Source organism: Eleftheria terrae, from assembly GCF_030419005.1.
GTDB lineage: Bacteria > Pseudomonadota > Gammaproteobacteria > Burkholderiales > Burkholderiaceae_C > Caldimonas > Caldimonas terrae.
The window spans coordinates 4,765,445-4,788,651 of the sequence record NZ_CP106951.1; the positions used below are offsets into that span (position 1 = coordinate 4,765,445).

Consider the following 23,207-nt stretch of genomic DNA (forward strand, 5'->3'; position numbering starts at 1 on the left):
CGAAGCCTACGGGCTGCCGGTGCTGCGGGGTGACATCACGGTGGGGCGGTATGTCTACCTGGCCGTGCAGCGGCACTACCAGGACCTGCGCGACGGGGCGGCCCGCGGCCTGGTGTTCAGCCCGCCGCATGCCTGGCACGTGATCCAGTTCATTGAGAAGTTCTTCGTGCACATCAAGGGCTCGCTCGCAGGCCAGCCCATCCAGCTCGACCCGTGGCAGCAGTTCTGGACGGCGGTGCTGTACGGTTGGCGCCGCGAGGCGGACGGCGGCCGGCGCTTCTCGCGGGGCTATGAAGAGGTCGCGCGCAAGAACGGCAAGAGCACCTGGAAGGGGCCGCAAGGCGCCTACCTCTTCATGATGGACGGTGAGGTCGGCGCTGAGGTGTACGCGGTGGCCACCACGCGCGAACAGGCCATGACGGTGTTCAAGCCGGCGTTTGACAACATCAAGCGGTGGACCAGGCGCTCGCCCGGCATGGCGCGATCGCTCGACATCTTCAGCGGCCTGAACCAAGAGAAGGTGGTGATGGACACGTCGGTGTTCCGGCCGCTGCCGGCCAACGCCGACAACCTCGACGGCCTGAACCCCTCGGCCATCCTGTTCGATGAGCTGCACGCGCAGAAGACGCGCGACGTGTGGGATGTCATGGAGTCGGCGCTGGGCGCGCGCTTCCATCCGCTGCTCTCGGCCATCACGACCGCCGGGTTCATCCTGGACGGGATCTGCACCGAGGTGCGGCGCTACCTCATCAGCGTGCTGGAGGGCAAGCGGCAGGACGATGCCTTCTTTGGCTACATCTACACGCTGGACGATGGGGATGATCCCTTTGACGAGCGCAACTGGATCAAGGCCAACCCGGGACTCGGCCGGTCCAAGACGCTGAGCTACATGCGCGACATGGCGCGCAAGGCGGCGGCGCTGCCGAGCGCGCGGGCGAATTTTCTGACGAAGGACCTCAACCGCTGGGTGAACAGCGCAGAGGGCTGGTTCGACATCGAGGTGTGGGACAAGGGCGGCAAGCGCTTTGACCCGGCGCTGCTGCGCGGCCGACGCTGCTTCGGCGGCCTGGACCTTGCATCCACGCGCGACCTGACGGCCTTTGTGCTGGTCTTCCCGCCCGATGAAGCTGACGGCGAGTGGTACGTGCTGGCCTGGTTCTGGTGCCCTGAGGTCAAGGTGCAGACGCAGGAGAAGGACGACGCGGCGCCCTACCGCACGTGGCAAGAGAAGGGCTGGCTGACCGCAACGCCGGGGGACGTCACCGATTACACCCCGGTGAAGGAAACGGTGCTGCAGGCCATGAAGGACTACGACCTGGTGCAGCTGGGCTTTGACCGCTGGAACGCCCAGCAGCTGGCCAACGACCTGATGGAGCAGGACGTGCCGCTGGTGGAAGTGCCGCAGAACACCGGCGGCATGTACCCCGGCGCCAAGCGGCTGGAAGAGCTGGTCTACAGCAAGCGCCTGCGGCACGGCGGGCACCCGGTGCTGCGCTGGTGCGCCGGCAACGTCGCTCTGCTGTACGACAGCAATGGCAACTTCCGGCCGGACAAGAAGCGCTCCAACGACACCGGGCGCATCGACGGCATTGTGGCAACGGTGATGGCCTTAAGCCGGGCGGTCTCGACCGACCTCGCGCCTTCCATTGACGACTTCATCAACAACCCGGTGGTGGGATGAACCGATACCTTTCCTCTGTGCTCGGCTGGTTCGGCTGGGCAGGCGGCGCCCTGGGCGAACGCCGTGGCGACCAGGTGCCGCTGCCCGCGGCGGCCCTGGTCGATGGTGTGCGCAGCATCGGCATCGACCAGGCGCTGCAGCTGAGCACCGTCTGGGCCTGCGTGGACCGGCGCGCGAAGATCATCGCGTCGCTGCCGTTTTTTGTGTACGAGACCGACGCCCGCGGCCAGCGGACGCTGGCGCGTGGCAGCCGTCTCTACCAGCTGCTGCACGACTCGCCGAACGCGCGCATGACGCCCTACCAGTTCTGGACGGCGATGATGCTCAACCACGACCTGAAGGGCAACGCCTACGCACGCATTGACCGCGCCCCGGACGGCGAGGCGGTGAGCCTGTGGCCGATGCCGGCCGACCAGGTGAAGCCGCATGTGTTCGAGGATGGCTCGCTGGTGTACCTCTACCGCGTCGGCAATGACGTGGCGGCGCTGGCCGAAGAGAACGTGCTCCACCTCAAGGACCTGGGCAACGGCACCGTCGGGCTGTCCCGCCTCGACTACATGCGAGCCACCACCAGCGAAGCCGCTCGGGCCCAGGAGCAGGCCCAGCGCGTGTTTGGTGACGGCGGCAAGCCCACCGGCGTGCTGATGCTCGACAGCGTGCTGAAGGACTCCCAGCGCAAGGTCTTGCTGGAGCGCTTCGCCGAGATGTCCCTGGGCAACGCCGCCCGGCTGTACCTGCTGGAGGCCAATATGAAGTACCAGCAGCTGAGCATGAGCCCGGCGGATCAGCAGCTGCTGGAGTCGCGCCGCTTCAGCGTCGAGGAAATCTGCCGTTGGTTCGACGTGCCGCCCGTGCTCATCCACCACTCTAACGTCACCACCTGGGGCAGCGGCGTTGAGCAGCTGGTGGACGGCTTCTACAAGCTGACCGTGCGGCCGATCCTGGTCAGCATCGAGCAGGCAGTGCGCAAGCGCGTCCAGACGTCTGAACAACGGGTGCGCCTGACCGCTGAGATCAACTTCGATGCGCTGCTGCGCGGCTCAGCCAAGGACCGCATGGCCATCTACGCCACGGCCGTGCAGAACGGCCTGAAGACCCGCAACGAATGCCGCCAGCTGGAGAACGACCCGCCCATCCTCGGCGGCGACCAGCTCACGGCGCAGTCCAACTTGGTGCCCCTGCATCTGCTGGGCACTGTCAAGCCCACTCCGGAGGCACCCAATGCTGCTACGCAAAACACTGTCGCTCAATGAGGTTCAGCTCAAGGCCGAAGGGGAGGGCGGCACCTTCTCCGGCTACGCGTCTGTCTTCGGCGGGGTGGACAGCTACGGCGACACCATTCTCAAAGGCGCCTTTGCGTCCACGCTGCGCCAGCACGGCCTGCCCAAGATGTTCTTCAACCACGAGTGGACGATGCCGGTGGGCAAGTTCCTGGTGGCCAAGGAAGACGATCACGGGCTGTATGTCGAAGGGGAGTTGACCCCCGGCATGGGCCTGGCCGAGGACGTGCGCGCAGCACTGCGTCACGGCACCCTGGACGGCCTGAGCATCGGCGGCTACGTCAAGCAGGGGGACTACGACACCACCGAGACCGGCCGCGTGATCCGCAAATGGTCGCGGCTCATCGAGGTCAGCCCGGTGGCCTTCCCGGCCGACAGCTCGGCGCGCATCGACCTGGCCAGCGTCAAGAGCGACGCGCTGGCGACGGCGATTGAGGAGATCGACAGCCTGCGCGAGCTGGAGCTGTTCTTGCGCGATGCCGGCGGCTTCAGCAAGGACACCGCCGCCGCGCTGCTGACACGAGCCCGCAAGGTGCTGGCCGGCGACACCCAGCCCGCGAGCGACCTGGACGAAAAGAGCCTGCAGGCGCTGGCCGCCCGCATCACCCGGCTGGGCATCGCCCGCCACTGACCGATCACCACTCAAACACTGGCCGCCCGCGAGGCGGCTTCTTTCATTCCTGAGGACAGCAAGACATGACGATCGAAGCGCTGATGAAGAGCCTGGACAACATCGAGGCCGAGCTCAAGACGATGGACACCAAGGCGGCCGGCGAGCTGGCCACCCTGGGCAAGGTGACGGCCGACACCAAAACGGCCCTGGAGCAGCTGGGCACCGAGCAGCGCACGCTGGCGGATCGCCTGACGCAGCTGGAGCAGAAGGGCGTGCTGCGCGCCGAGGGCGAGAAACCGGCAGACACCTGGGGCGCGCAGTTCTGCAAGAGCGAGCAGTACAAGGCGTTTGCCGGTGGCCAGGTGCAGAAGATGCGGGTCGAGGTGAAGAACACGGTCACCAACACGGTGGCCAACACCGCGCCCGAGCGCCGCCCCGGCATCGTCAGCGGGGCCTTCCGCCAGCTGACGCTGGAGGCGCGCCTGGTGTCGGTGCCGACCAGCTCGAATGCAGTCGAGTTCGTGCGGGAAAGCGTCTTCACCAATGCCGCTGCCGAAACCGCCGAAGGCGCGCCCAAGCCGGAAAGCGGCCTTACCACCACGCTGGAGAACGTGCCGGTCGCCACCGTCGCGCATTGGCTGAAGATCAGCCGCCAGCTCGCGGCCGACAACGCCGCCCTGGTCGCCTACATCAACCTGCGCATGCGCTACGGCGTGGACCTGCGGGTGGAAAACCAGATCCTCGCGGGCAATGGCACCTCGCCGAACATGCACGGTTTCCTCAAGGTCGGCAACCACACGGCGCACGGCTACACCGCCGCGCAGCTGCAGACGCTCGGCCTGGCCAACAACGGGTTTGACCTCATCGGCCTGATGATCGGCGACACCCAGGCCGGCGACTTCCCGGCCGACACCATCCTGTTGAACCCAACCGACTGGTGGAAGCTGAGGCTGACCAAGGACGGGCAGGGCCGCTACCTGCTGGGCGACCCGGGTATGGACGCACCGCCGGTGCTGTTCAACCGCCCGGTGGAGATCTCCAGCGCCGTGCCGGTGGGCAATGTCGCGGTCGCGGCGCTGGCGGCGGCCGGCACCTTCCATGACCGCGAGGCCGTCACCATCGACATGTCGGAGAGCGACGGCGACAACTTCACGAAGAACCTGGTGACGATCCGCGCGGAGCGGCGCTGCATGCTGGCCGTCGAGCGCCCGCTGGCGTTCCGCTATGGCCCGCTGAAGCCGGCCGCTGCCTGATCCTCCTTCCGCCCATCCGCGGCCCCGCCTTGCCCGGGCCGTTTTTCTTTCCACTGGCTCACGGGTGGGTCAGCGGCAAGGAGAACACATGCAACGCAACATCATCTTCACTCACACCGGGCACAGCGCCCAGCTCGGCAACTTCACCGCCGGGGACCAGGCGCGCGTGCCTGACATCCTGGCGCGCCACCTGGTCGAGCAGGCCCGCTGTGCCAAGTACCTCTTGGAGATTCAGAACGGGCTGCCGCCGGCAGCCGAGCAGACGCAGGCGCCGACTGACCCGGTGTCGTCCGAGCCCGCGCTGGTCGAGGCGACGCCGGCAGAAGGCGCGGAAGCCACGGCCGCCGACGAACCGAAGCGCCGCATCCGCACCGCCAAGGAGTGAGCCATGCCCATCACCACGCTGGAGAAGGTCAAGGTCAGTGCCCGCATCGACGGCGATGAGCTGGACGGCCAAATCCGTGACGTGCTGATTCCCGCGGCACAGGCCGCCATCGAGCACCATTGCGGCGTGGCGCCCGGCACCTTCGACCGCCCGCCCGATGCCGGCGCCGAGCTGTGCGCCATTGCCATCTGCACGCACCTGCACGACAACCCGACCGCCGGCCGCGACGACCTCGCGCGGTTCCTCAACTCCCACCTGTTGGACCAGGCGCGGACCTGGACCTGAAGGACGGACATGCAAGCAGGCGAACTGAACCAACGCATTGCCCTGCAGCAGCTGGCCAGCGTGAAAGACGCCTACGGCCAGGAGCAAGGCGTGTGGATCAAGGCGGCCACGGTGTGGGCCAAGGCCGAGCCGCTGAGCGGGCGGGAGTTCTTCGCCGCCGCCCAGGCGCAAAGCGAGGTCACCGTGCGCTTCACCATCCGCTACCGGCCTGGCTTGCAGTCCAGCATGCGGGTGCTGTGGCGCGGCCAGCCGCATGAGGTCGCGTCGGTGATCGAGCTGCAGGGCGGCCGCGAGTGGCTGCAGCTCATGTGCCTGCAGGGCGTGCGCGATGGGAGGCTGGAATGAGCGACAGCGACAAGAGCTTGCGCGAAGCCATCTGGACCCTGCTGGCGGTGCCCGACGAACTGCGCAAGCGGGGCCTGCGCGCTGCGCTGGCAGCCGGCGCCCGGGTGGTGCGGGACGAAGCCAAGCGCCATGCGCCGGTCCTGGGCAATGAACGCCAGGTGCCGCACCGCACCTCGGGAACCATGCGCAACGCCATCACCGTGCGAACCAGCAAGGTCGCGCGCAAGGCGGGTGACGTCGGCGTGTTTGTCAACGTCCGGCCGGCTCGCAAGGAGCAGCGCGGCGCCAAGAGCCCGACCGATCCCTACTACTGGCGATGGGTCGAGTTCGGCAGCAAGCGCATGGAAGGGCGCGCCTTCCTGCAGCAGGGAGCGCAGCGCCTGGGTGAGGCCCTTGCCAAGTTCATCCAGGTCGCGGCCCCGGTGGTTGAACGACTGAACCGAAAGAAATGAGCACAGCGACATGAGCGCAGAAACCGATTTCCGGGCCGCCTTGCTGGCCCACCCGCCCCTGGCCGCCCTGCTGGGTGACCGCATCGCGGCCAATGCCATCAGCGCAAAGCAGCCCGCGCCCTATGTGGTGTTCAACAGCTCGCATGAACCGCAGTACGGGCTGGACGGCACCAAGCACCTGGACCGGGTGACCTTCGAGGTCCAGTGCTGGGCCACCAGCCAGGCCGCCGCCGATGCGGTGGCCGACGCCGTGGAGGCGGCACTCGCGCCCGCGGGTGGCACGCTGCTGTCCCGCTCGACCGCCTATGACGGTGAGTTGGCCATGGATGCTGCGGTGCTGACGGTGGAGTGGTGGGACTGAGGTCCGCTGACCCGCTTGCTTTCCGGGGCCGCCACACGCGGTCCCTTTTTCATGGCGCCCCCACAAGGCCGTCCAGACGTCTGGACGCCTCGGTGGCCTGCGCCCTCTACTTCAAGGACTGACACATGGGATGGATTGTTGGGCGCGGTGTGCGCGTCGATATCGGGGCAACGGAAGGCGCCGCCAAGACGGTGACGGCACTGACCGCCGCCAAGGCGCCCGTGGCCACCAGCGCCGCGCACGGCCTGGTCGCCAAAAGCGTCGGCCACTTCTCGGCCGCCAATGGCATGCCGCAGCTGGTCGGGCAGGCCTGCCGGCTCTCGGCGGTGACCACCAATGATTTCACGCTGGAGGACATCGACACCAGCGGCTACGGTGCATTCACCGGCGGCTCCTTTGTGCCGGTCACCGCGTGGCTGACGCTCTCGACGGTGATGGACTACCAAATCAGCGAAGCCTCGGCGGACAGCATTGACGTGACGGTGCTGCTCGACGAGCAGAAGCAGGAAGAAAACGGCCAGCTCGCCGCGCAAACCGTCAGCTTCAACCTGCGCGCCGAGTCGGTCAGCTCGGCCGCCCTGCAGCGCCTGCGTGAGGTGGCCCGCAAAGGCGATTGGCTGATTTTCCGCATCACCCTCAAGGACGGTGCCGTGCGCCTCTTCCGCGGTCAGCCCTCCCTGCCTGGTGAGTCCGTGTCGTCCGGGGCTTCGGGCACCGGCAGCTTCAGCGTCAAGGTGAAGGGCTTTGTGATCGAAGGGGCCGCTTGATGGACAGCAGCGTCTTGATCCAGAAGCTGCGCGCCCAGCGCGAACGCTGGGTGACCGTGGGCGAGGGCAAGCGGGTGTGCCTGATTCGCCCGCCCGAGGCCGAGATGATCCGCTTTGTCGGCAAGGGTGGCATGCAGGTCGAGCTGGAGCACCTGCGCGACTACGTGACCGGCTGGCAGGGCATCACCGAGGCGGACCTGATCGGCGAGGCCGTGGGCACCAGCGACCCGGTGCCGTTCACCCGTGAGCTGTGGACCGAGGTCATCAGCGACCGCCTGGCGTGGGTGAAGCTGCTGGGCACTGAGCTGCTGCAGTCCATCGCCGAGCACCGCCTGAGCCTGCAGGACGCAGAAAAAAACTGACGGCCCTGCTGGATGCCCTGGGCGGCGTCCAGTACGAGGGCGAACCCCCGCCCACCTCGACGGTGGCGGACCGCACCGCGCTGACGGCCTGGTCCCACCTGAGCAACGGTGCCGGCGGCATCGACTGGGCCGGCCTGCCGGTGGTGGTCGAGCTGCTGGGCATCACCGACGTGGAAGGCCTGATCCACCGGCTGCACGTCATCAAGACCCACCGTCCCCCGAATGAGGCGACCTGATGCCACTTGCCAAACTGTCGATTGACCTGGAGGCCAAGCTCGCCACCTTCGAGCAGAACCTGAAGCAGGCGGCCGAGCTGGCCGAGGGCCAGGTGGGCAAGATCAAAGCCGCGTTCGGAGGGATCAAGGACACCGCCGTGGAGGTCGGCGCCACCTTGGCCGGTGCCTTCACCGTCGGCGCCCTGACCCAGTTCGTGCAGGCCGGGGTCGATGCCATCGACGCCCTCAACGACGTGGCCGACGCCACCGGCGACAGCGTTGAGAACATCTCGGCGTTGGAGGACGTGGCCCGGCGCACCGGCGGCAGCCTCGACCAAGTGGCCGCCGTGCTGGTGAAGTTCAACGAGGTGTTAAGCGACACCGACCCGGATAGCAAGATTGGTCAGGCGCTCGATGCCATCGGCCTGAGCACGAAAGAGCTGCGGCAGGGCGGGCCGGTGGACGCGCTGCACCAGCTGGCCCGCGCGCTGGCCGGCTACAGCGACGACGCCGACAAGGCCCGCCTGGTGCAAGCCCTGTTCGGCGACAACGTGCGCGAGGTGGCGCCACTGCTCAAGGACCTGGCGGACCAAACCGAGCTGACGGCGCGCGTGACCAGCGAGCAGGCGGAACAGGCCTCGGTCTTCAACAAGCAGTTGGCCGACTGGCGGACCAATGCCGAGGACCTGAACCGCGTCATTGCGAACGCGCTGCTGCCGACGCTCAGCGGCCTGGCCAGCTTCTACGCCAAGGCCGCCCGGGACGAAGGCGTGCTCAAGGGCGCCGCCATCCTGTTCGGTGGTGGGCTGTCGGCCACGCTGGGCCTGGACCAGGTTGGCCAGCTGGAGGGCAAGGCCAAGGCGCAGGCTGCCGAGATCGAGCGCGTTACCAACCTGCTGGTGGGCGTCAAGAGCACCCTGGACGTGCGGCCCGACAACCCGGAGCTGCGCCGCCGCTATGACTTCCTGAACGACAAGCTGCGCAAGCTGCAGGGCGAGGCGCAAGCCACCACGAAGCAACTGAAGGAGCTGGCCGACGCGGAAGAGAAGGCCGCGAAGGCCGGCAGCGAGGACCCGCCCAAAGTGAAGCCACCACCTGGTGGTGGGGCCGGCAAGGGCGGCAAGACCGGCACGGCGCGCTTCAAGTCGGGCACCGACCTGGGCCTGAGCTTTGAGCCGGTGTCGGAGGCCCAGGAGCTGGCCCTCAAGGCGCTGCAGGACAACGACGTGGTGTCGGCCCGCAAGTACGCCGAGGCCATCGACCTGCTCAAGCGCAGCCTGTCGGAGGTCTCAGCGGACCAGCTGCCCATCACGCAGGCTGCGATTGCCAAGCTGACCGAGCTGCACAAGGGCGCCAGCGCCGAGGCGACCGAACTGGCCGAGAAGGAGAAGCGCCTGAATGCGCTGTTGGAGGCGGCCCCCACCGGCAAGCTGGAGGCCCAGCGCAAGGACATGCAGATGCTGGCCGAGGCCTTCGAGAGGGGCGAAATCAGCGCCGAGCGGTTCAGCGAAGCCGCGCAGGCTCGGCTGGAGATCCTGCCGGACAAGCTGAAGCAGGCCACGGACGCAATGGACACCTTTGCCGACGAAGCGGCCCGCAACATCCAGGACGCCCTCGGCGACACGCTGAGCAAGACCTTGGAGGGCGACTTCAAATCCATCGGCGACATGTGGAAAGGCTTGCTGGTCCGCATGGCGGCCGAAGCGATTGCGGCCGACATCGGCCAATCGCTGTTCGGCAAAGGCGGCAAGGGCGGCGGCTGGGTGAGCCAGATTTTCGACTTCGTGGGCGGCCTCATGGCCAACGCGAAGGGCAATGCCTTCGGCAGCAGTGGCGTGCAGGCCTTTGCCAAGGGCGACATCTTCGGCAGCCCGACCCTGTTCCAGTTCGCCAAGGGCGGCGGCTTCTCGCTGGGCGTCATGGGCGAGGCGGGGCCCGAGGCGGTCATGCCGCTCAAGCGCGGCCGCGATGGCCGCTTGGGTGTGTCCTTGCAGGGCGGTGGATCGCAGGGCGCCGTGGTCATCAACAACCACTACACGTTTGGCGACGGTGTGAACCGGGCCGAGCTGGCGGCGTGGGGCGAGCAGGTGCGCGCCCGCACGCTGGCCGACGTGCACCGCAGTCGCAACCGGGAGGGGAGTTTGTCATGACGATCTACCAATGGCGGCAGGAGTGGCTGCCGCAGTCCATGCAGCTGTCCCTGGAGGCCAACACCCGGGTGCACACCAGTCCCTTCACGCAGGGAGTGCAGGTGCTCGACCTGCTGGGCGAGCGCTGGCGGCTGTCCATGACGCTGCCGGAGCGCCGGCCGCAGCACGGCGCGGCGCTGGAGGCCTTCATTGCCCGCCTGCGCGGCCCCTCGCATGAGGTGGCCTTGTGGCACTTCCGCCGGCCGGTGCCGCGCGGCACGCTGCGCGGGGCGCCGACGCTGGGGGCGGCGGCAGGGCAGGGTGCCGCGGTGCTCATGCTGGCCGGCTGTGCGCCCGGGGCGACGCTGCTGGCCGGCGACCTGCTGGGCCTGGGCGAGCAGCTGCTGATGGTGGCCGAGGATGGCCAGGCCTCGGCGGCCGGCGAGCTGGTGGTGCCGCTGGCCAACCGGGTGCGGGTCGTCCAGCCGGTGGGTGCCGCAGTGGTGTGGAACCGGCCCACCGGGCGGTTCCGCCTGGCGGCCACCGCCGTGCCGGTGGGCTACCGGCCGGGGGCGGTGCAGCCCCTGGAGCTGGAGTTTCTGGAGAGCTGGACATGAGAACGCTGACGCCTGCCGCCCATGCGGCGCTGTCCAGTGGCCGGGTGGTGATTGCGCAGCTGATCTACCTGGGCCTGTCGCAGCCGGTCTACCTGAACACCACCGGCTGGGATTTGCAATGGAACGGCAGCACCTGGCGCGGCGCCGCCGGCATCGGCAGCATTGATGTCATCGAGGACAGCCCCGGCGAGATCAAAGGGCTGAGCCTGGAGCTGTCGGCGGTGCACGCGAGCGACATCGCCCTGGCCCTGGCCGAGCCGCTGCAGGGCCGCCCGGTGGAGATCCGCACCGCGATCTTTGACCCCGACAGCCTGCAGGTGCTGGACGCGCCGGTGGAATGGGCCGGCCGCCTCGACACGGCGGCCCTCGCGGAGTCTGGTGGCGCGGCCCGCATGGCAGTGACCGCCGAGCACATCGGCATTGATCTGCTGCGCTCGACCGTGATGCGCTACAGCGACGCCGAGCAGCGCCGGCTGTTCCCTGGGGATCGGGGCCTGGAGTACGTGAGCGACCAGGCCGAACAAAACATTGTCTGGCCTGCGGCCAGCTTCCACCGCCGATGACAACCTGGACCCGCTTACCCGCCTGGCGTGATCGCTTGGCGGTGTTGGTGGCTGCGCGCTTGCGCCAGCCCTTCGCCTGGGGGCAGCACGACTGCGCCTTGTGGGTCGCCGATGCGGTGCACGCCCTCACGGGACAGGACCCGGCCGCCGAGCTGCGCGGCCGGTACCACAGCGCCCTGCAGGCCGCCCGCCTGGTCGCCGAGCGCGGCGGCCTGCAGGCGCTGGGCACCGCGCTGTTCGGCCCGCCCATTGGCCCGCTGCTGGCCCGGGTGGGTGATGTCGGCCTGGTGGTCGATGAGGGCCGCGAGCTGTGCGCGGTCTGCAATGGCGATCACTGGCTGGCCCCGGGTGCGGCCGGCCTGGTCGCGCTGGAGCTGTCGGCCGCCACGGTGGCCTGGAGGATCGGAACATGAAACGACACCTGGAGCGGCTGCTGGCCGCGGGGCTCCTGCTGTGGGCCGGACACGCCCACGCCATGCCGCAGGCCATTGCCGCTGCCATCATCACGTCCATTGGCGCGGCCGGTGCGGCGGCGGTGGCCATCACGGCCGTCACCTACGTGGTGACCTTCGCCGCGGTGGGTCTGTACGCCAAGCACCAAAAGCGCAAGGCAGAGCAGGCCGCCCGCAACGCCTACAACGCGAGCCTGCGTGACCGCCACATCATGGTGCGGGGCGCGGTCGAGCCGCGCGACCTGGTGCTCGGCCGCGTGCGCAAGTCCGGCCCGCTGGTGTTCTTTGGCACCACCGGGCCCGACAAGGAGCGGTTTGTGGCGGTGGTCGCGCTGGCCGCGCACGAGATCGACGGCATTGAGGCCGTGTACTTCAACGACGAGCGGGTCGAGCTGGACATGGACGGCTGGGTGCGCACCGCGCCCTATGTGCGCGGCCGCAAGGCCAGCCACAGCGTGCCGGTGCAGCTGGTCAACAACGTGGGCACCGTGGTCCTGCCGCACGAGCCGCACCGGGCCAGCGTGAAGTGCACGTTCCGGTTCAGTGGCGGCTACACCAACCAGCTGGAGGCCCGAGTGAACGGCCGCACTGTCACGGTCAACGCCGACACCTACCCCGCGGTCAGTGGCACCGGCACCGTCAGCTACCAGTACACCGAGGACGTGCCCAAAGCCCGCGTGCACTGGCACCTCGGCCACCCCGACCAGCCGGCGCACTGGCGGCTCAAGGAGCTGTTTCCGCAGCAATGGGGCGATGAGCACCGCTTGCGGGGCATTGCCTACTTGGTGGTCGAGCTGGTGTACGACACGGACGCTTTCCCGTCCTCGATCCCGAACATCAGCGCCGTGGTGCGCGGTGCCCGGGTCTACGACCCGCGCACCGGATCGACGGCCTGGAGCGAGAACCCGGCCCTGCTCATGCGGCACTACGCCTATCACCCGATGGGCGGCAACCTGCCACCAGGCTCGGTGAGCGAGCCGCACTGCATCGCGGCGGCCAATGCCTGCGACGAGCGGGTCACCTACCAGGTGCTGTTCGGCGTGCCCATCACGCGGCCGCTCTACACCGCCAGCACGGTGGCCCGCAGCGGGGCGCGGCCCATCGAGGTGCTGGGCGAGCTGGCCGAGGCGATGGCCGGCAAGTGCGCGTTTGCCGGCAACCGCCTGGTGATGCGGGCGGGGGCCTACGTCGCGCCGGTGCTCGCGCTGGGGGAGAACGACTTCAGCGACGCGGCCGAGATCCGCATTCAGCCGCGCCGGCCGCGCGAGCAGCTGGTGAATCTGGTGACGGGCACGTTTGCCAACGCAGCCCAGGACTACACGGTGATGGACTTCCCGCGGGTGTCCTTTGCCTCCTATGTGCAAGAGGACGGCCGCGAGCTGCCGATGGAGGTCGAGCTGGGCGCGGTCACGGTGTCGGCCCAGGCGCAGCACGTGTGCCGGGTGATGCTCAGGGAAGCGCGCCAGGCGCTGACCCTCACGGCGGCCTTCAAGCTGTCGGCCTACCCGGCGGAGGTCTTCGACGTGGTGACGCTGACCTCGGCGCGCTACGGCTGGGATGCCAAGCCGTTTGAAGTGCAGTCGCGGCGTTGGACGCTGCAAGGCTTCATTGAGTTGACGCTCAAGGAGACCGCCCCGGAGGTCTACAGCTTCGATCCGCGCGTGGACGCCTTGAACGCCACGCCGAACACCAACTTGCCCAAGTGGTGGCAGGTGCCGGAGCCCGGCCCGCTGACGGTGGAAAGCGGCACGGCGCTGTTGCTCAAGCAGTCGGACGGCACCTTGATTACCCGGGTGCGCGTGAGCTGGCCGGCACTGGCTGACCAGGCTGTGCTCACCGCCGGGCACATCGAGGTGGCCTACACCCCGGCCGATGCGCCGGCCGCTGATGGCCGCTGGTCCAGCGTCAGCGTGCCAGGGTCCAGCACCGAGGCGGTGCTCACCGGTCTGGAGGATGGCCGGCACTACCTGCTCCGGGTGCGGGCGCGCAACAGCCTGGCCATGGGCGACTGGTCGGTGCAGGTCATTCACCTGGTGGTGGGCAAGACCGCACCGCCCAGCAATGTGCCGTGGGCGCTCATCACCGGCAACCGTCTGACCTGGGGCCCGGTGGACGAAGCCGACATTGCGGGCTACCGCTGGCGGTATGTGAGCGGCGCCAATGTGAACTGGGCAGCGGGCCAGCCGATGCATGACGGGCTGTTGACCGAGGCGAGCTGGGCCATGGTGACCCGGCCGGTGGGGCTCAACACCTTGATGGTCAAGGCGGTGGACACCTCGGGCAACGAGAGCGAGGCGCCGGCCTATGTCATCACCGACCTGGGCGACCCGGTGACGCTCAACGTGCTGGAGAGCTGGCCGCAGGCGCCGCACTTTGCGGGGCTGATTGACGGCGGGGCGGTCAACGAGGGCGTGCTGGAGGCGGACGGCGCCACCGCCTACTGGCAGGAGGGCACGGGGCTGCACTGGGGCAGCGGCGGGGCGCCGTACTGGCCGCTGTCGAGCTACCGCGGCTTGAGCTATGAGTTCGGTTTCACGACCACCGCCGAGGGCACGCTCTCCATCGACATGGACGTCGAGGGCGACGACGTGCGGCTGCAGTACCTGCGCGAGGCCCAGACCGCGTACTGGAGCGACGACGGCGCGGCCTTCTGGCCGGCCGACAGTGACCCGATCTGGCCGGCGGGGCCCGGCTGGCAGCCCTGGCCCGGCAATGTGGTGGTCTCGCAGGGCGAGCCCATCGGCGTGCGCCTGGCGACCGCGGCCGGCCTGGTGCGCGGCCGCGTCCTGCAGCTGACACCGCACCTCGACGTGCCCGACCTCACCGAGCGGCTGGACGATGTGCCGGTGTCGCTGGGCGGGACCCGGCTGCCGGTGGGCAAGGCCTATCGCGTGATCAAGAACATCCAGCTGACCGTGCAGAGCGATGGGCAGGGCGGCGTCGGGGCGCGCATCGTGGACAAGCAGGTGAGTCCGGGGCCGCTGGTCCAGGTGCTCGACATCAACAACACGAGCGTCCCCGGTGTGGTGGACGCCTACATTCAAGGGTATTGAGATGGCATTGCTTCCAACCGAGGCGTCGCTCACCGGCGCCTCGACCACCAACGACCAGCAGAAACTCAACTTCGCCCGCTTGCGGCAGTACCTGGCCGACCTGCTGGGTACCGATAGCAGCGACCGGGCCGCGGCGCGGGCGGCGCTCGGCGCCTTCTCGGCCAGCGGCGGCACCATCGCCGGGGCCACCACGGTGCAGGGCGACTTGACGGCGCAAGGGGCGGTGAAGGCGTCCGGCTTGATCTACGCCCGTGGTGGTGGTCAGGGCCTGGGCCAGGTCACCGTGTCCACCGCCCCGCCCAGCGGCGCAGCGGCCGATGGCGATCTCTGGCTGCAGTACTGACATGGCCATCGAACGCAACATTGCAGGCGCCTGGAGCGGGTGCGTGCCTTGGGTGCGCCACGCCGGTGAGTGGCGCGAGGCCCGCGGGGTCTGGCGTCACGAGGCCGGCGCCTGGCGTCGGGTGTACGAGCACTTTGACAGCTCCATTCTGGTGGTCAGCGCGGGCGGCGCCGCGGGCGGCAACCGGCGGATAGGCGCATGGGGCACGCTGCCGCGCTTCAAGGGCGCCGAAGTGGCCTTGACGTACACGCTGACCAGTAACACCACCACGCTGCATATCACCGGGCAATGGCCGGCGTCCTTCATCACTCAACTGGTCTTGCAGGATGAGAACGGCTACACCACGGTCCACTGGCGCAAAGACGCCGTGCATTCGGTGGACAGCAGCACCACCTGGCGGTGGCGTGGCAGCGGGCTGCCCATGCTGGACACCTGGGGCCATCTCTGGCTCAAGGGCTGAGCTGAGTGCCCATCGGCGCCTGCGGCTCACGACCGGCAACGCCGTCGCGGTAGCCGCGCCCGTAGTCGTCCTGTTTCTCCAACCACTGCTCATGTTGGGAGGGGGAGCCGAAACGCTCGCCGTAGTAGCGGCGACGCAGGCCATTCTGGTATCCCAGGCCGTAGTCGCCCGTCAACAACGTTTTCGCCCAGTGGGACAGGCGCTTGAACTCCGCTTCACTCGTCGGCACGGCGCGTCGCACAGCGTACCGAAACACGCGGCCTTCGGCGTCCTTCAGCTCGCCCAGTTCGAAGCCTGAATACAGAACCGCATCGCCTTCCTCAACATCGTCGGTCAGCGTAAGGCCGCTGGTGATGTTGATGTCGGCTCTGTCGAACGTTTCGCCAACCATTTTCTCTTCGGCAGCAATCGCCGCTTCGATGTCCGCGCCATCGGGCGCCGTGGCAATCAAAAGGCCGGTGCCCGCCAGCGTGGCGATGGTGTAAGTCACTTGCATCGTTCCGCTCCCTATAGCCGGCCGCAGCATGTGCCGGCAGGTGTGAATGTAGTACGTCGCAAGCGGTGCGTCACCTCCGCCGGTTTGCCTCATGTCAGATCGGTGCACACCAAGCCGGGAGCCTCCTCTACCACCTCATTCATCCATATGGCACTCCTTCCAACTGAAGCCGCCCTCATCAGCGGCGCCACCACCGCCGCCCAGCAGAAAGGCAACTTCGCGGCGCTGCGGCAGTTCCTGGCCGACTTGCTGGGCACCGACAGCAGCAACAAGGCGGCCGCCCGTGAAGCCCTGGGCGTGCCGGACGCAAGTGCGGCGGCGCGCGGCCTGGTAGAGCTGGCCACCGTGGCCGAGGCGCAGGCGGGCACCGACACGGCGCGGGCCGTCACGCCGGCCGGCCTGGCCGCGCGCACTGGCGCGATGGGCTTCCGCAACAAGATCATCAACGGCAACATGGACGTGTGGCAACGGGGCACCAGCTTCACCAATCCGGTGCCCTATGCCTACACCGCCGACCGCTGGCGGGTGGACCATGACGGCACGGGCGCCACCCGCGTCATCTCCCGCCAGTCCTTCGCGGTGGGCGACACGGTGGCCGGCGAGGCGGTGCACTACCTGCAGTTCGCTCAGACGGCCGCGGGCAGCGGCGCCACCTTCACGGCGCTGACGCAGAACATCGAGCGGGTGCGGACCTTGGCGGGGAAGACCGTCACCGTGAGCTTCTATGCCCGCGCCTCGGCGCCCTTGACCCTGCCGAACATCGCGCTCGGGCAGTACTTCGGTGCGGGTGGCTCGCCCTCGGCCACCGTCTTCACCAACGTAGCGACCAACCTGGCCCTGACAACCAGCTGGCAGCGCTACGTCTTCACGGTGACGGTGCCACCCATCACAGGCAAGGTGCTGGGAACCAGCGGCGACTGCTTGCACCTCACCTATAACTTCTCGCCGAACACGGTGTTCACCTTCCAGGTGACCGGTGTGCAGGTGGAGGAGGGCGGGCACGCCACGCCCTTCGAGCTGCGGCCGCTACAGGTCGAGCTGGCCCTGTGTCAGCGCTACTACGAAGCCCTGCAGGTCTACCACCGGGCGCAGTGCGGCGCCGGTTCGCAGACCAACGGGACGGCCTTCAACTTTCGAGTGGAAAAGCGCGTGACCCCCACCGTAACCGTCGCGGTGACCTATGCGAACGCGGGCAATGCCCAGCTGTTCGATGTCTCGCCCTTTGGCGGCAGCCTGCGGGCCGACGTGGGCAGCACGGGCGACTCCATCGTGAACGGGCTTCTCTACGCCTCTGCGGAGCTGTGAATGTACCGACTGAATGCAAACGGATTTGTGATCCGGCTGAGCGATGGGGCCTACATCCCCGACGACGCCGGGAACCGGGATTGGCAGGAGTACCAGGAATGGCTCCAGGCGGGGCACGAGCCGGAGGCGCCGCCGTCACCGGTGATCGAGGACCAGGCCGCCCAGCTGGAAGCCGCCGTGCAGGTGCACCTGGACGCGCAGGCCGGCCGCTGGGGCTACGACAGCATCTTTACAGCCGTGACCTACGGCGAGGAACCCAGCGTGCCGCGCTTCCAGGCCGAGGGCCGGGCGCTGCGTGCCTGGCGGTCCCAAGTGTGGGCGCGCTGCCATGAGCTGGTGGCCGAGGTGCAGGCGGGCCGGCGCCCTGTTCCTACCGTAAGCGAGCTGCTGGCTCTGCTGCCGGGAGCGCCCACGCGGCCGGCTTGAGCCGGATCGCATCGTGTCCAGACGTCTGGACACCTCACACCAACGACAGAAGGAGGGGCCCATGGCCCAAACGAACAAGGAGGGCAGCGGCTTCGATCCGGCCGACCTGGTGGCCCGGGTCGAGCGGCTGGAAGCCGGCATGCAGGAGAACACGGAGGCGACCCGCCGGGTGGAAGCGAACACCGGCGAGCTGGTCGAGTTTTTCAGCAGCGTGAAGGGGGCCTTCAGGGTCTTCAACTGGATCGGCACAGTCGCCCGACCGATTGGCTACATCGCGGCCGCAATCGCCGCGCTGGCCGGCGCCTGGTCGGCATTCAAGGGGGGAGGGTTCGGTCCGCGATGACGCCAAAACAGAAGTTCTTGATGAGAGCAGGGGCCGCAGTTGCGGCCCTTGCCGTTTCTAGCGTGGTGACGTTCGAGGGGACGGTGCCGCGCACCTACCGTGACCCGGTGGGCATCCTCACGGCTTGCCGGGGCCACACCGGCCCGGAGCTGCGAATGGGCCAGCAGTTCACGCCGGATCAGTGCGACGAGCTGATGTACATCGACCTGCTGGAGGCCGAGGCGGACATTGCCTGCATCAAGCAGCCGCTGCGGCCGCATGAGAAGGCGGCGTTTATCAGCTTCGCCTTCAACGTGGGCCGAGAGAAGTTCTGTGCCTCGACCCTGGCCAGGAAAGCGAACGCGGGGGACCTGGCCGGAGCCTGCGCTGAGCTGTCGCGCTGGGTGTGGGCCGGTGGTCAGCAGCTGCCCGGCCTGGTGCGGCGGCGCGCGCATGAGCGGGCCATGTGCGAGGGGCGGGTGTCATGAGCCCGGCCGCCCCCTACCTGCTGCTCGCTGCTGGGGCCCTGTGGGTGGCCAGCGCTGCCGGTGCATTCGTCTACGGCCGCACTGTCGGGCAGGACGCCTGCGAAGCCGCGAAGGCCCGGGAAGAGAGGGTGGCCCAGGTCGCCCGCGATGCCGCCATCGACGCGGCTGCCAAGGCGATTTCCAACATCACGGTGCAGCACACCACCGTTCATCAGAAGCTGGAGCATGAAGTACGCACCAAGACCGTTTACCGCGACTGCCGTTCTGGCCCTGATGCTGTGCGGCTGTTCAACAGCACCCTACCGGGCGCCGAGCCGGCCCAGCCCGCTGGTAGTGGCCAGCTGCCCGCCGCGAACCCCGCTCACTGAGGATTCGTTTGGTGCCTGGGTGATGAAGGCGCAGGAGATGGCCAGTCTCTACGACCGGTGCCGGGCTGCCGCTCTTGCTCCCTGACCTTCAGGCCCAGCGCTTCACGCGCATCGCGGCCCCAAGGCTCTGCGATTAGCGGGGGGCGCCCCTTGGTCGCGATTTCTGTGAAAACAACTGCCGGAATGCGCCGCATCCATTGCTGTGCCTGACAGCAATGCCGCTCGCGGCTGGATCGAGATCTACATCGCGGACCCGTGACGCCGCGGTGAAGTGAATAGTCAACGTCAATATGTAAGAGGTCACCGTTTCGGATGTCCCCAATAGGAGGGGGCTTCCTCAAACTGGTTCGTTGCCCGGAAAATCTCCTTTCAGGGCACCGCGCCGAATACCCAATCTGGGCTTTCTTCCCGCCTCCCAGTTATCCATTGAGAGGTGTTGTCATTCTTGTGGGAATCGTTTTTCAACGAAGAACTTGTTATGAAAATTGAGCCATTCCTCATGGGGTTGGTTGTGACGCTGGCTGGTTCCAACGCCGTCTCTGCGGACTGGAGTGAAAGATCCGGTGTAATCTCTTTAGTGCCGGAAGGTGATACTGTCGCGGTAGAGGTGTATTCCTCTACGAAATTCTGCGCTGATCCGGTTCCTACCCTCGCGAAGGCGTCCGAGGGGAGCCGAGTGTTCGTGTTGAGGATGGATTCGCAGAAAGGGCGTCACCAATACGCTCTAGCGTTAATGGCGCTTTCAATGGGGAAGCAAATGCGCGCCACATTCAAAGGGTGCGACAAGGACAAGAGGCCCCTTGTCGACGCTCTGGCGGTATATCAATAAGCGGTAGCCTTGTATTTTCCTGGCAGCTCGCTCCGGTACGCCATATAGGCGAAATCTACTATTTAACTTCCTGGTGCTATGTATATTCGGTCCTTGTTCGCTGTTGTCGCTATGTCGGTCAGTTCTTTCGCCTTCGGGGCCGTCCCGATCGCCTCCATCATCGTTGAAGGGGGCGACAGTGAGGGGAGGGTCTACATCCTAAGCGGCGGGAACCCGTCCGCCCAGTGCGGTGCACCAGCGGGGCCAACGTATTTTCGAATCAAAGCAAATACGGAGAAAGGTCGGCAACAATACAGCCTGGCTTTGACAGCGTTCTCGCTCGATAAGAAGGTCGATGTTGCAGTTGTGGAATGCGACGACTGGAAGCGCCCTATAGTGGACTCGCTCTCCATCGCTCCGTAAGGTTGAGCTGGTGAAGGCCGGCGCCAAGCTGGCCTTCAGGTGAGGCGTGGCTTATTTGCTTAGGGATGATGATTAAATATTTTGCTGCACTTCTTTTGTGCATCGTTTCTCAGGTGGCAATGGCACAGGCCAAAAGTTTGTTTCTGCCCGTGGATACCGCCCGTAAGGCGCTATCCACGGAGGTGAACGACAAACTGAAGGCCTTGAAAGCAAAGCGTACTACTGTCGATGTTCGAGTTCTTAACATTGACGTGAGCGCTTTACAGGCTGACGAAGTGCGGGTTGAGCTTGCTCCAGGGCGGGTAATCGTCTTCAAGGGAGGGAAACGCGAACCGCTTGAGGACGGCGGCTTCTCTTGGTCGGCCCGCACACAGGACGGCGACGACGCTCTCTTTCTAGTTAAAGGAGACCGGATTTGGGGCGGGCGGGTGCGCTCGCATGACGTCTACATCGTGACGGCGCTTGACGACGGGTCATATGCGCTTACCCGCATGGACCCCCGCAGACTTCCACAAGAGTCGGACAATCCAAAGCCGCTGCCTACGCCTTCGGCACCGCCCGCTTCTGCTGCCGCAAAAGCCTCCTCCGTCAGCAGCGCTGCAAAACCCGTGCAGCTGGATCTGCTATTTGCTTTTACTCCCCGCGCAAGGGCTAGTACGGACGATATGAAACGCGACGTGGCGATCGCAGTTAATGAGCTTAACAAAGCTTATGCCGCAAGTCGCGTGAATATCAAGGCTTCCGCCGTCGATATTTTCGAAATACCCTTGAGTGAGGCAGGCAAGAAGCCTACTGACGTTCTGCGGGAGTTCTCTCTGATGGAAGAGGTTCGGCGCCGTCGCGATGCATCGGGTGCAGACATCGGCGTGCTGGTGGCAACACCTCCGACATGCGGGGAGGCGAGAGGCCTCGCCGTGCCGGCGTCGGATGCATATGTGATCGTCGATATCAATTGCATGGTCGGCGATTTGACCTTAGGTCATGAAATCGGGCACCTGTTTGGCGCGATGCACGAGGATGATTACTCCCAGCCTCCGCTATATGCGCACGGTTTTCGGGACAGCACCTACAATGATGCACCATCCTGCGCGCCATGCTTCAGTACGATTATGGCAACGCCACGAGTGCACAAGTGCACTTTTGGCAATAACGGGTCCACTTGTTGGAGTAAAAAGATATCTGTTTTCTCTAGCCCGAGACGCGACTGTCAGGGTTTCGCCTGCGGTAACGACAGCAACGGCGACGTTGCGCGCTTTCTGAACGAGAAGGCCTCTTACGTGGCGGCATTTCGAACCAAGCCGAACGGCGGCACGCCTCAGCAACCGAGGCCGAAGTCAAAGCGAGCGGCTGTCGCAGTAGCTGCGGTCGTGCCATTCATTGTTCAGTGAATCTGTGATTGCTGCCTGCATGCGGGCAGCGCGCGCTTAACAGTCGGTCACAGCGACTGCTGGACAGGTTGCCATACTCGCCGCCGCGCTGACACACCTTCCTGGGGCGGCGCTCAGCTGTGGGAGGCAGCGATGCGATGGTAGGCAGGGGTTTCAACCGCTTCAGCTTATTGAGTGAGCTGCGGTACAAGGAAGAAGAGCTACGGCGAGGCCACAGCTCCACTGGAGGCTATGCCTTCGACCACTGGGGGCGTGCACTGCGTGACCAGGTGAACAGCGCGGCGCGGTTCATGGACCGGCAGATGAGCCGCGTGGATCGCGTCACAGAAGCGCTGTACAGGTCGGGTGAAGAGACCCGCCGCATTGTGGTCAACCGCCTGGCCGGCCTGGAGGTGTCGATGATCCTCGACATCCTCATTGAGGCCTGCAAGGACATTGCTTTGTACTACGGCGGTTCAGTCGTGGTCGGCGGCGTGGCGGGTGGCGTCGCGGGCTTCTTTGCTGGTGGCGTGGGCGCGGTACCGGGGGCCGGCATTGGCGCCGGCCTAGGCGCGAAGGCCGGTGTGTGGATTCTCGGCCTCCTGGGGCTCGCCTCATTGGTGGAGTACCTAGCCGACTCGTTGCCCGATGCCTTCCGGTGCTATGAGGACGGCTTCCGCGCGTGCTGGGGGCCGCCACCGGGTACTGGCATGCGTTCGAGGGACTACGCCTTTGTGGGCGAGGACAACGCCGTAAGCTTCGCCGCCGGTCAGTTCGCGCAAGGCCACGTCATCCTTGTCATGGCGGTCCTGATGGCCCTCTCGGAGTACCTGACGCGCGGTAGAGGCGACAAGGCGCAGCTGCTGCGCGAGATCCGAGAGAGCCCCCGGCTCGGGCCGAGGGTCGCTGACTGGCTGGTAGCGAACGAGAAGCAGCTGGCGGGCCACCCAGGGTTGAACTATCGCAGCGCCAATGGCAGTGCCGCGGGCGGCGGGGGCAAGGGCGCCATACCGCCACCGCCTCCCCCGCCGCCCCGAGGCCCGAAGGAGCCCGATGGCACACCCAGCGGGCCGAGGCGCATGCCCGAGAAGAAGGTGCCGTGCTTCGAGTCGAACGACCTACCGGAGTCTATGATTCCCGAGTTCGACCGGCAGCTAGGCGGCCAAGAACGTGGCTTGAACGACATGACCGTTGCCGAATACCTTGAGGGCCGACGCGCATTTGAGGAGGGCGAGTCTGTTCGAGATCCGCAGATCGCGCGAAGCGCGCGCAACGCGTACCGTAGAGCCCTTCAGGACGACCTCACTGACAAGTTCAGGGCAGAGGGAATGAGCCCGAAAGCGGCAAAGGCAAAGGCGATTGAAGTGGCGAAAGAGCAAATGTCCACTTTGGCCGCTCTTCACAACCCCGACATGAAGGCGGGAGGCCGTGACTGGATCACAGATATGGGCGACAGCGACGTCAATTCAAGGATCGGTGCCCAATGGGCATCACGAATTGAAGACTTAGACCGAGCGGCCGAGAATGTGCCGAAAGGCGACCGAGCAAAAACGCTCATGCATGCCAAGTTGCACCGTTGTAAATAGGG

The 23,207-nt window shown here is 66.7% G+C and carries 27 protein-coding genes; 26 read left to right on the forward strand and 1 reads right to left on the reverse strand.

Annotation, left to right across the window (positions count from 1 at the left end; genetic code table 11):
* Positions 1-19 precede the first annotated feature (19 nt).
* The 19 genes from N7L95_RS21265 (at position 20) to N7L95_RS21355 (ending at position 15,616) form a co-directional block, all read left to right on the forward strand.
* The gene (locus tag N7L95_RS21265; protein ID WP_301257243.1) at positions 20-1,681 is read left to right on the forward strand and encodes a terminase large subunit; all 1,662 of its coding nucleotides are present in this window, start codon (positions 20-22) and stop codon (positions 1,679-1,681) included.
* Complete coding sequence (locus N7L95_RS21270; protein WP_301257244.1) at positions 1,678-2,934, forward strand: phage portal protein; 1,257 nt, start codon at positions 1,678-1,680, stop codon at positions 2,932-2,934. Before N7L95_RS21265 ends, N7L95_RS21270 begins: the two co-directional genes overlap by 4 nt.
* The gene (locus tag N7L95_RS21275; protein WP_301257245.1) at positions 2,903-3,592 is read left to right on the forward strand and encodes an HK97 family phage prohead protease; all 690 of its coding nucleotides are present in this window, start codon (positions 2,903-2,905) and stop codon (positions 3,590-3,592) included. Before N7L95_RS21270 ends, N7L95_RS21275 begins: the two co-directional genes overlap by 32 nt.
* Positions 3,593-3,657: 65 nt before the next feature.
* Complete coding sequence (locus N7L95_RS21280; protein WP_301257246.1) at positions 3,658-4,827, forward strand: phage major capsid protein; 1,170 nt, start codon at positions 3,658-3,660, stop codon at positions 4,825-4,827.
* A gap of 88 nt (positions 4,828-4,915) precedes the next feature.
* On the forward strand, positions 4,916-5,212 hold the full coding sequence (locus N7L95_RS21285) for a hypothetical protein (protein WP_301257247.1): 297 nt from the start codon (positions 4,916-4,918) through the stop codon (positions 5,210-5,212).
* A 3-nt stretch (positions 5,213-5,215) separates the two neighbouring features.
* Positions 5,216-5,497 (forward strand): head-tail connector protein, encoded by a 282-nt coding sequence (locus tag N7L95_RS21290; RefSeq protein WP_301257248.1) that lies wholly within the window; start codon positions 5,216-5,218, stop codon positions 5,495-5,497.
* Between the two features lie 9 nt (positions 5,498-5,506).
* A complete protein-coding gene (locus tag N7L95_RS21295) occupies positions 5,507-5,842 on the forward strand; it encodes a phage head closure protein (protein WP_301257249.1) in 336 nt (111 codons plus the stop codon).
* Entirely contained in the window at positions 5,839-6,294 is a 456-nt protein-coding gene (locus N7L95_RS21300; RefSeq protein ID WP_301257250.1) for an HK97-gp10 family putative phage morphogenesis protein, read from the forward strand. The genes N7L95_RS21295 and N7L95_RS21300 overlap by 4 nt, the downstream gene beginning before the upstream one ends.
* Positions 6,295-6,304: 10 nt before the next feature.
* On the forward strand, positions 6,305-6,655 hold the full coding sequence (gp17, locus tag N7L95_RS21305) for a tail completion protein gp17 (RefSeq protein ID WP_301257251.1): 351 nt from the start codon (positions 6,305-6,307) through the stop codon (positions 6,653-6,655).
* A gap of 149 nt (positions 6,656-6,804) precedes the next feature.
* Positions 6,805-7,422 carry a phage tail tube protein gene (locus N7L95_RS21310; protein WP_301257252.1) on the forward strand — a complete coding sequence of 206 codons (618 nt, stop codon included), beginning with the start codon at positions 6,805-6,807 and terminating at the stop codon, positions 7,420-7,422.
* Positions 7,422-7,784, forward strand: coding sequence for a hypothetical protein (locus N7L95_RS21315; protein WP_301257253.1), 363 nt, complete (start codon positions 7,422-7,424; stop codon positions 7,782-7,784). Before N7L95_RS21310 ends, N7L95_RS21315 begins: the two co-directional genes overlap by 1 nt.
* 62 nt (positions 7,785-7,846) lie before the next feature.
* Complete coding sequence (locus N7L95_RS21320) at positions 7,847-8,020, forward strand: hypothetical protein (RefSeq protein ID WP_301257254.1); 174 nt, start codon at positions 7,847-7,849, stop codon at positions 8,018-8,020.
* Positions 8,020-10,149 (forward strand): phage tail tape measure family protein, encoded by a 2,130-nt coding sequence (locus N7L95_RS21325; protein ID WP_301257255.1) that lies wholly within the window; start codon positions 8,020-8,022, stop codon positions 10,147-10,149. The genes N7L95_RS21320 and N7L95_RS21325 overlap by 1 nt, the downstream gene beginning before the upstream one ends.
* On the forward strand, positions 10,146-10,745 hold the full coding sequence (locus tag N7L95_RS21330; RefSeq protein WP_301257256.1) for a hypothetical protein: 600 nt from the start codon (positions 10,146-10,148) through the stop codon (positions 10,743-10,745). Before N7L95_RS21325 ends, N7L95_RS21330 begins: the two co-directional genes overlap by 4 nt.
* Positions 10,742-11,308: a hypothetical protein gene (locus N7L95_RS21335; protein ID WP_301257257.1), complete on the forward strand. Its 567-nt coding sequence runs from the start codon at positions 10,742-10,744 to the stop codon at positions 11,306-11,308. Before N7L95_RS21330 ends, N7L95_RS21335 begins: the two co-directional genes overlap by 4 nt.
* Entirely contained in the window at positions 11,305-11,721 is a 417-nt protein-coding gene (locus N7L95_RS21340) for a DUF6950 family protein (RefSeq protein WP_301257258.1), read from the forward strand. The genes N7L95_RS21335 and N7L95_RS21340 overlap by 4 nt, the downstream gene beginning before the upstream one ends.
* Positions 11,718-14,813 carry a phage tail protein gene (locus N7L95_RS21345; RefSeq protein WP_301257259.1) on the forward strand — a complete coding sequence of 1,032 codons (3,096 nt, stop codon included), beginning with the start codon at positions 11,718-11,720 and terminating at the stop codon, positions 14,811-14,813. The genes N7L95_RS21340 and N7L95_RS21345 overlap by 4 nt, the downstream gene beginning before the upstream one ends.
* Before the next feature lies 1 nt (position 14,814).
* Positions 14,815-15,156: a hypothetical protein gene (locus tag N7L95_RS21350; RefSeq protein ID WP_301257260.1), complete on the forward strand. Its 342-nt coding sequence runs from the start codon at positions 14,815-14,817 to the stop codon at positions 15,154-15,156.
* Position 15,157: 1 nt separating this feature from the next.
* Positions 15,158-15,616, forward strand: coding sequence for a hypothetical protein (locus N7L95_RS21355; RefSeq protein WP_301257261.1), 459 nt, complete (start codon positions 15,158-15,160; stop codon positions 15,614-15,616).
* Here N7L95_RS21355 and N7L95_RS21360 read toward each other — a convergent pair.
* On the reverse strand, positions 15,606-16,112 hold the full coding sequence (locus N7L95_RS21360; RefSeq protein WP_301257262.1) for a hypothetical protein: 507 nt from the start codon (positions 16,110-16,112) through the stop codon (positions 15,606-15,608). The genes N7L95_RS21355 and N7L95_RS21360 overlap by 11 nt on opposite strands.
* Before the next feature lie 147 nt (positions 16,113-16,259).
* Between N7L95_RS21360 and N7L95_RS21365 the strand changes: the two genes are divergently transcribed.
* The 7 genes from N7L95_RS21365 (at position 16,260) to N7L95_RS21395 (ending at position 23,205) form a co-directional block, all read left to right on the forward strand.
* Positions 16,260-17,417: a carbohydrate binding domain-containing protein gene (locus N7L95_RS21365; protein WP_301257263.1), complete on the forward strand. Its 1,158-nt coding sequence runs from the start codon at positions 16,260-16,262 to the stop codon at positions 17,415-17,417.
* On the forward strand, positions 17,418-17,843 hold the full coding sequence (locus N7L95_RS21370) for a hypothetical protein (RefSeq protein ID WP_301257264.1): 426 nt from the start codon (positions 17,418-17,420) through the stop codon (positions 17,841-17,843).
* 61 nt (positions 17,844-17,904) lie between these two features.
* Positions 17,905-18,186, forward strand: a complete 282-nt coding sequence (locus N7L95_RS21375; protein WP_301257265.1) for a hypothetical protein — start codon at positions 17,905-17,907, stop codon at positions 18,184-18,186.
* A gap of 20 nt (positions 18,187-18,206) precedes the next feature.
* The gene (locus N7L95_RS21380; RefSeq protein WP_301257266.1) at positions 18,207-18,653 is read left to right on the forward strand and encodes a lysozyme; all 447 of its coding nucleotides are present in this window, start codon (positions 18,207-18,209) and stop codon (positions 18,651-18,653) included.
* Complete coding sequence (locus N7L95_RS21385; protein ID WP_301257267.1) at positions 18,650-19,021, forward strand: hypothetical protein; 372 nt, start codon at positions 18,650-18,652, stop codon at positions 19,019-19,021. The genes N7L95_RS21380 and N7L95_RS21385 overlap by 4 nt, the downstream gene beginning before the upstream one ends.
* Positions 19,022-20,317: 1,296 nt before the next feature.
* Positions 20,318-21,640, forward strand: a complete 1,323-nt coding sequence (locus tag N7L95_RS21390; protein WP_301257268.1) for a M12 family metallo-peptidase — start codon at positions 20,318-20,320, stop codon at positions 21,638-21,640.
* A gap of 302 nt (positions 21,641-21,942) precedes the next feature.
* The gene (locus tag N7L95_RS21395) at positions 21,943-23,205 is read left to right on the forward strand and encodes a DUF6861 domain-containing protein (protein WP_301257269.1); all 1,263 of its coding nucleotides are present in this window, start codon (positions 21,943-21,945) and stop codon (positions 23,203-23,205) included.
* The last annotated feature ends 2 nt before the right edge of the window (positions 23,206-23,207 follow it).

Excerpts from the sequence above, each read along its gene's own strand:
- N7L95_RS21345 (WP_301257259.1), top strand. The coding sequence starts at position 11,718 with ATGAAACGACACCTGGAGCGGCTGCTGGCCGCGGGGCTCCTGCTGTGG.
- N7L95_RS21285 (WP_301257247.1), top strand. The coding sequence starts at position 4,916 with ATGCAACGCAACATCATCTTCACTCACACCGGGCACAGCGCCCAGCTC.
- N7L95_RS21340 (WP_301257258.1), top strand. The coding sequence starts at position 11,305 with ATGACAACCTGGACCCGCTTACCCGCCTGGCGTGATCGCTTGGCGGTG.
- N7L95_RS21315 (WP_301257253.1), top strand. The coding sequence starts at position 7,422 with ATGGACAGCAGCGTCTTGATCCAGAAGCTGCGCGCCCAGCGCGAACGC.
- N7L95_RS21335 (WP_301257257.1), top strand. The coding sequence starts at position 10,742 with ATGAGAACGCTGACGCCTGCCGCCCATGCGGCGCTGTCCAGTGGCCGG.
- N7L95_RS21355 (WP_301257261.1), top strand. The coding sequence starts at position 15,158 with ATGGCCATCGAACGCAACATTGCAGGCGCCTGGAGCGGGTGCGTGCCT.
- N7L95_RS21360 (WP_301257262.1), bottom strand. The coding sequence starts at position 16,112 with ATGCAAGTGACTTACACCATCGCCACGCTGGCGGGCACCGGCCTTTTG.
- gp17 (WP_301257251.1), top strand. The coding sequence starts at position 6,305 with ATGAGCGCAGAAACCGATTTCCGGGCCGCCTTGCTGGCCCACCCGCCC.
- N7L95_RS21365 (WP_301257263.1), top strand. The coding sequence starts at position 16,260 with ATGGCACTCCTTCCAACTGAAGCCGCCCTCATCAGCGGCGCCACCACC.
- N7L95_RS21350 (WP_301257260.1), top strand. The coding sequence starts at position 14,815 with ATGGCATTGCTTCCAACCGAGGCGTCGCTCACCGGCGCCTCGACCACC.
- N7L95_RS21385 (WP_301257267.1), top strand. The coding sequence starts at position 18,650 with ATGAGCCCGGCCGCCCCCTACCTGCTGCTCGCTGCTGGGGCCCTGTGG.
- N7L95_RS21395 (WP_301257269.1), top strand. The coding sequence starts at position 21,943 with ATGAGCCGCGTGGATCGCGTCACAGAAGCGCTGTACAGGTCGGGTGAA.
- N7L95_RS21325 (WP_301257255.1), top strand. The coding sequence starts at position 8,020 with ATGCCACTTGCCAAACTGTCGATTGACCTGGAGGCCAAGCTCGCCACC.
- N7L95_RS21380 (WP_301257266.1), top strand. The coding sequence starts at position 18,207 with ATGAGAGCAGGGGCCGCAGTTGCGGCCCTTGCCGTTTCTAGCGTGGTG.
- N7L95_RS21390 (WP_301257268.1), top strand. The coding sequence starts at position 20,318 with ATGATGATTAAATATTTTGCTGCACTTCTTTTGTGCATCGTTTCTCAG.
- N7L95_RS21330 (WP_301257256.1), top strand. The coding sequence starts at position 10,146 with ATGACGATCTACCAATGGCGGCAGGAGTGGCTGCCGCAGTCCATGCAG.
- N7L95_RS21370 (WP_301257264.1), top strand. The coding sequence starts at position 17,418 with ATGTACCGACTGAATGCAAACGGATTTGTGATCCGGCTGAGCGATGGG.
- N7L95_RS21280 (WP_301257246.1), top strand. The coding sequence starts at position 3,658 with ATGACGATCGAAGCGCTGATGAAGAGCCTGGACAACATCGAGGCCGAG.
- N7L95_RS21300 (WP_301257250.1), top strand. The coding sequence starts at position 5,839 with ATGAGCGACAGCGACAAGAGCTTGCGCGAAGCCATCTGGACCCTGCTG.
- N7L95_RS21290 (WP_301257248.1), top strand. The coding sequence starts at position 5,216 with ATGCCCATCACCACGCTGGAGAAGGTCAAGGTCAGTGCCCGCATCGAC.
- N7L95_RS21295 (WP_301257249.1), top strand. The coding sequence starts at position 5,507 with ATGCAAGCAGGCGAACTGAACCAACGCATTGCCCTGCAGCAGCTGGCC.
- N7L95_RS21275 (WP_301257245.1), top strand. The coding sequence starts at position 2,903 with ATGCTGCTACGCAAAACACTGTCGCTCAATGAGGTTCAGCTCAAGGCC.
- N7L95_RS21270 (WP_301257244.1), top strand. The coding sequence starts at position 1,678 with ATGAACCGATACCTTTCCTCTGTGCTCGGCTGGTTCGGCTGGGCAGGC.
- N7L95_RS21375 (WP_301257265.1), top strand. The coding sequence starts at position 17,905 with ATGGCCCAAACGAACAAGGAGGGCAGCGGCTTCGATCCGGCCGACCTG.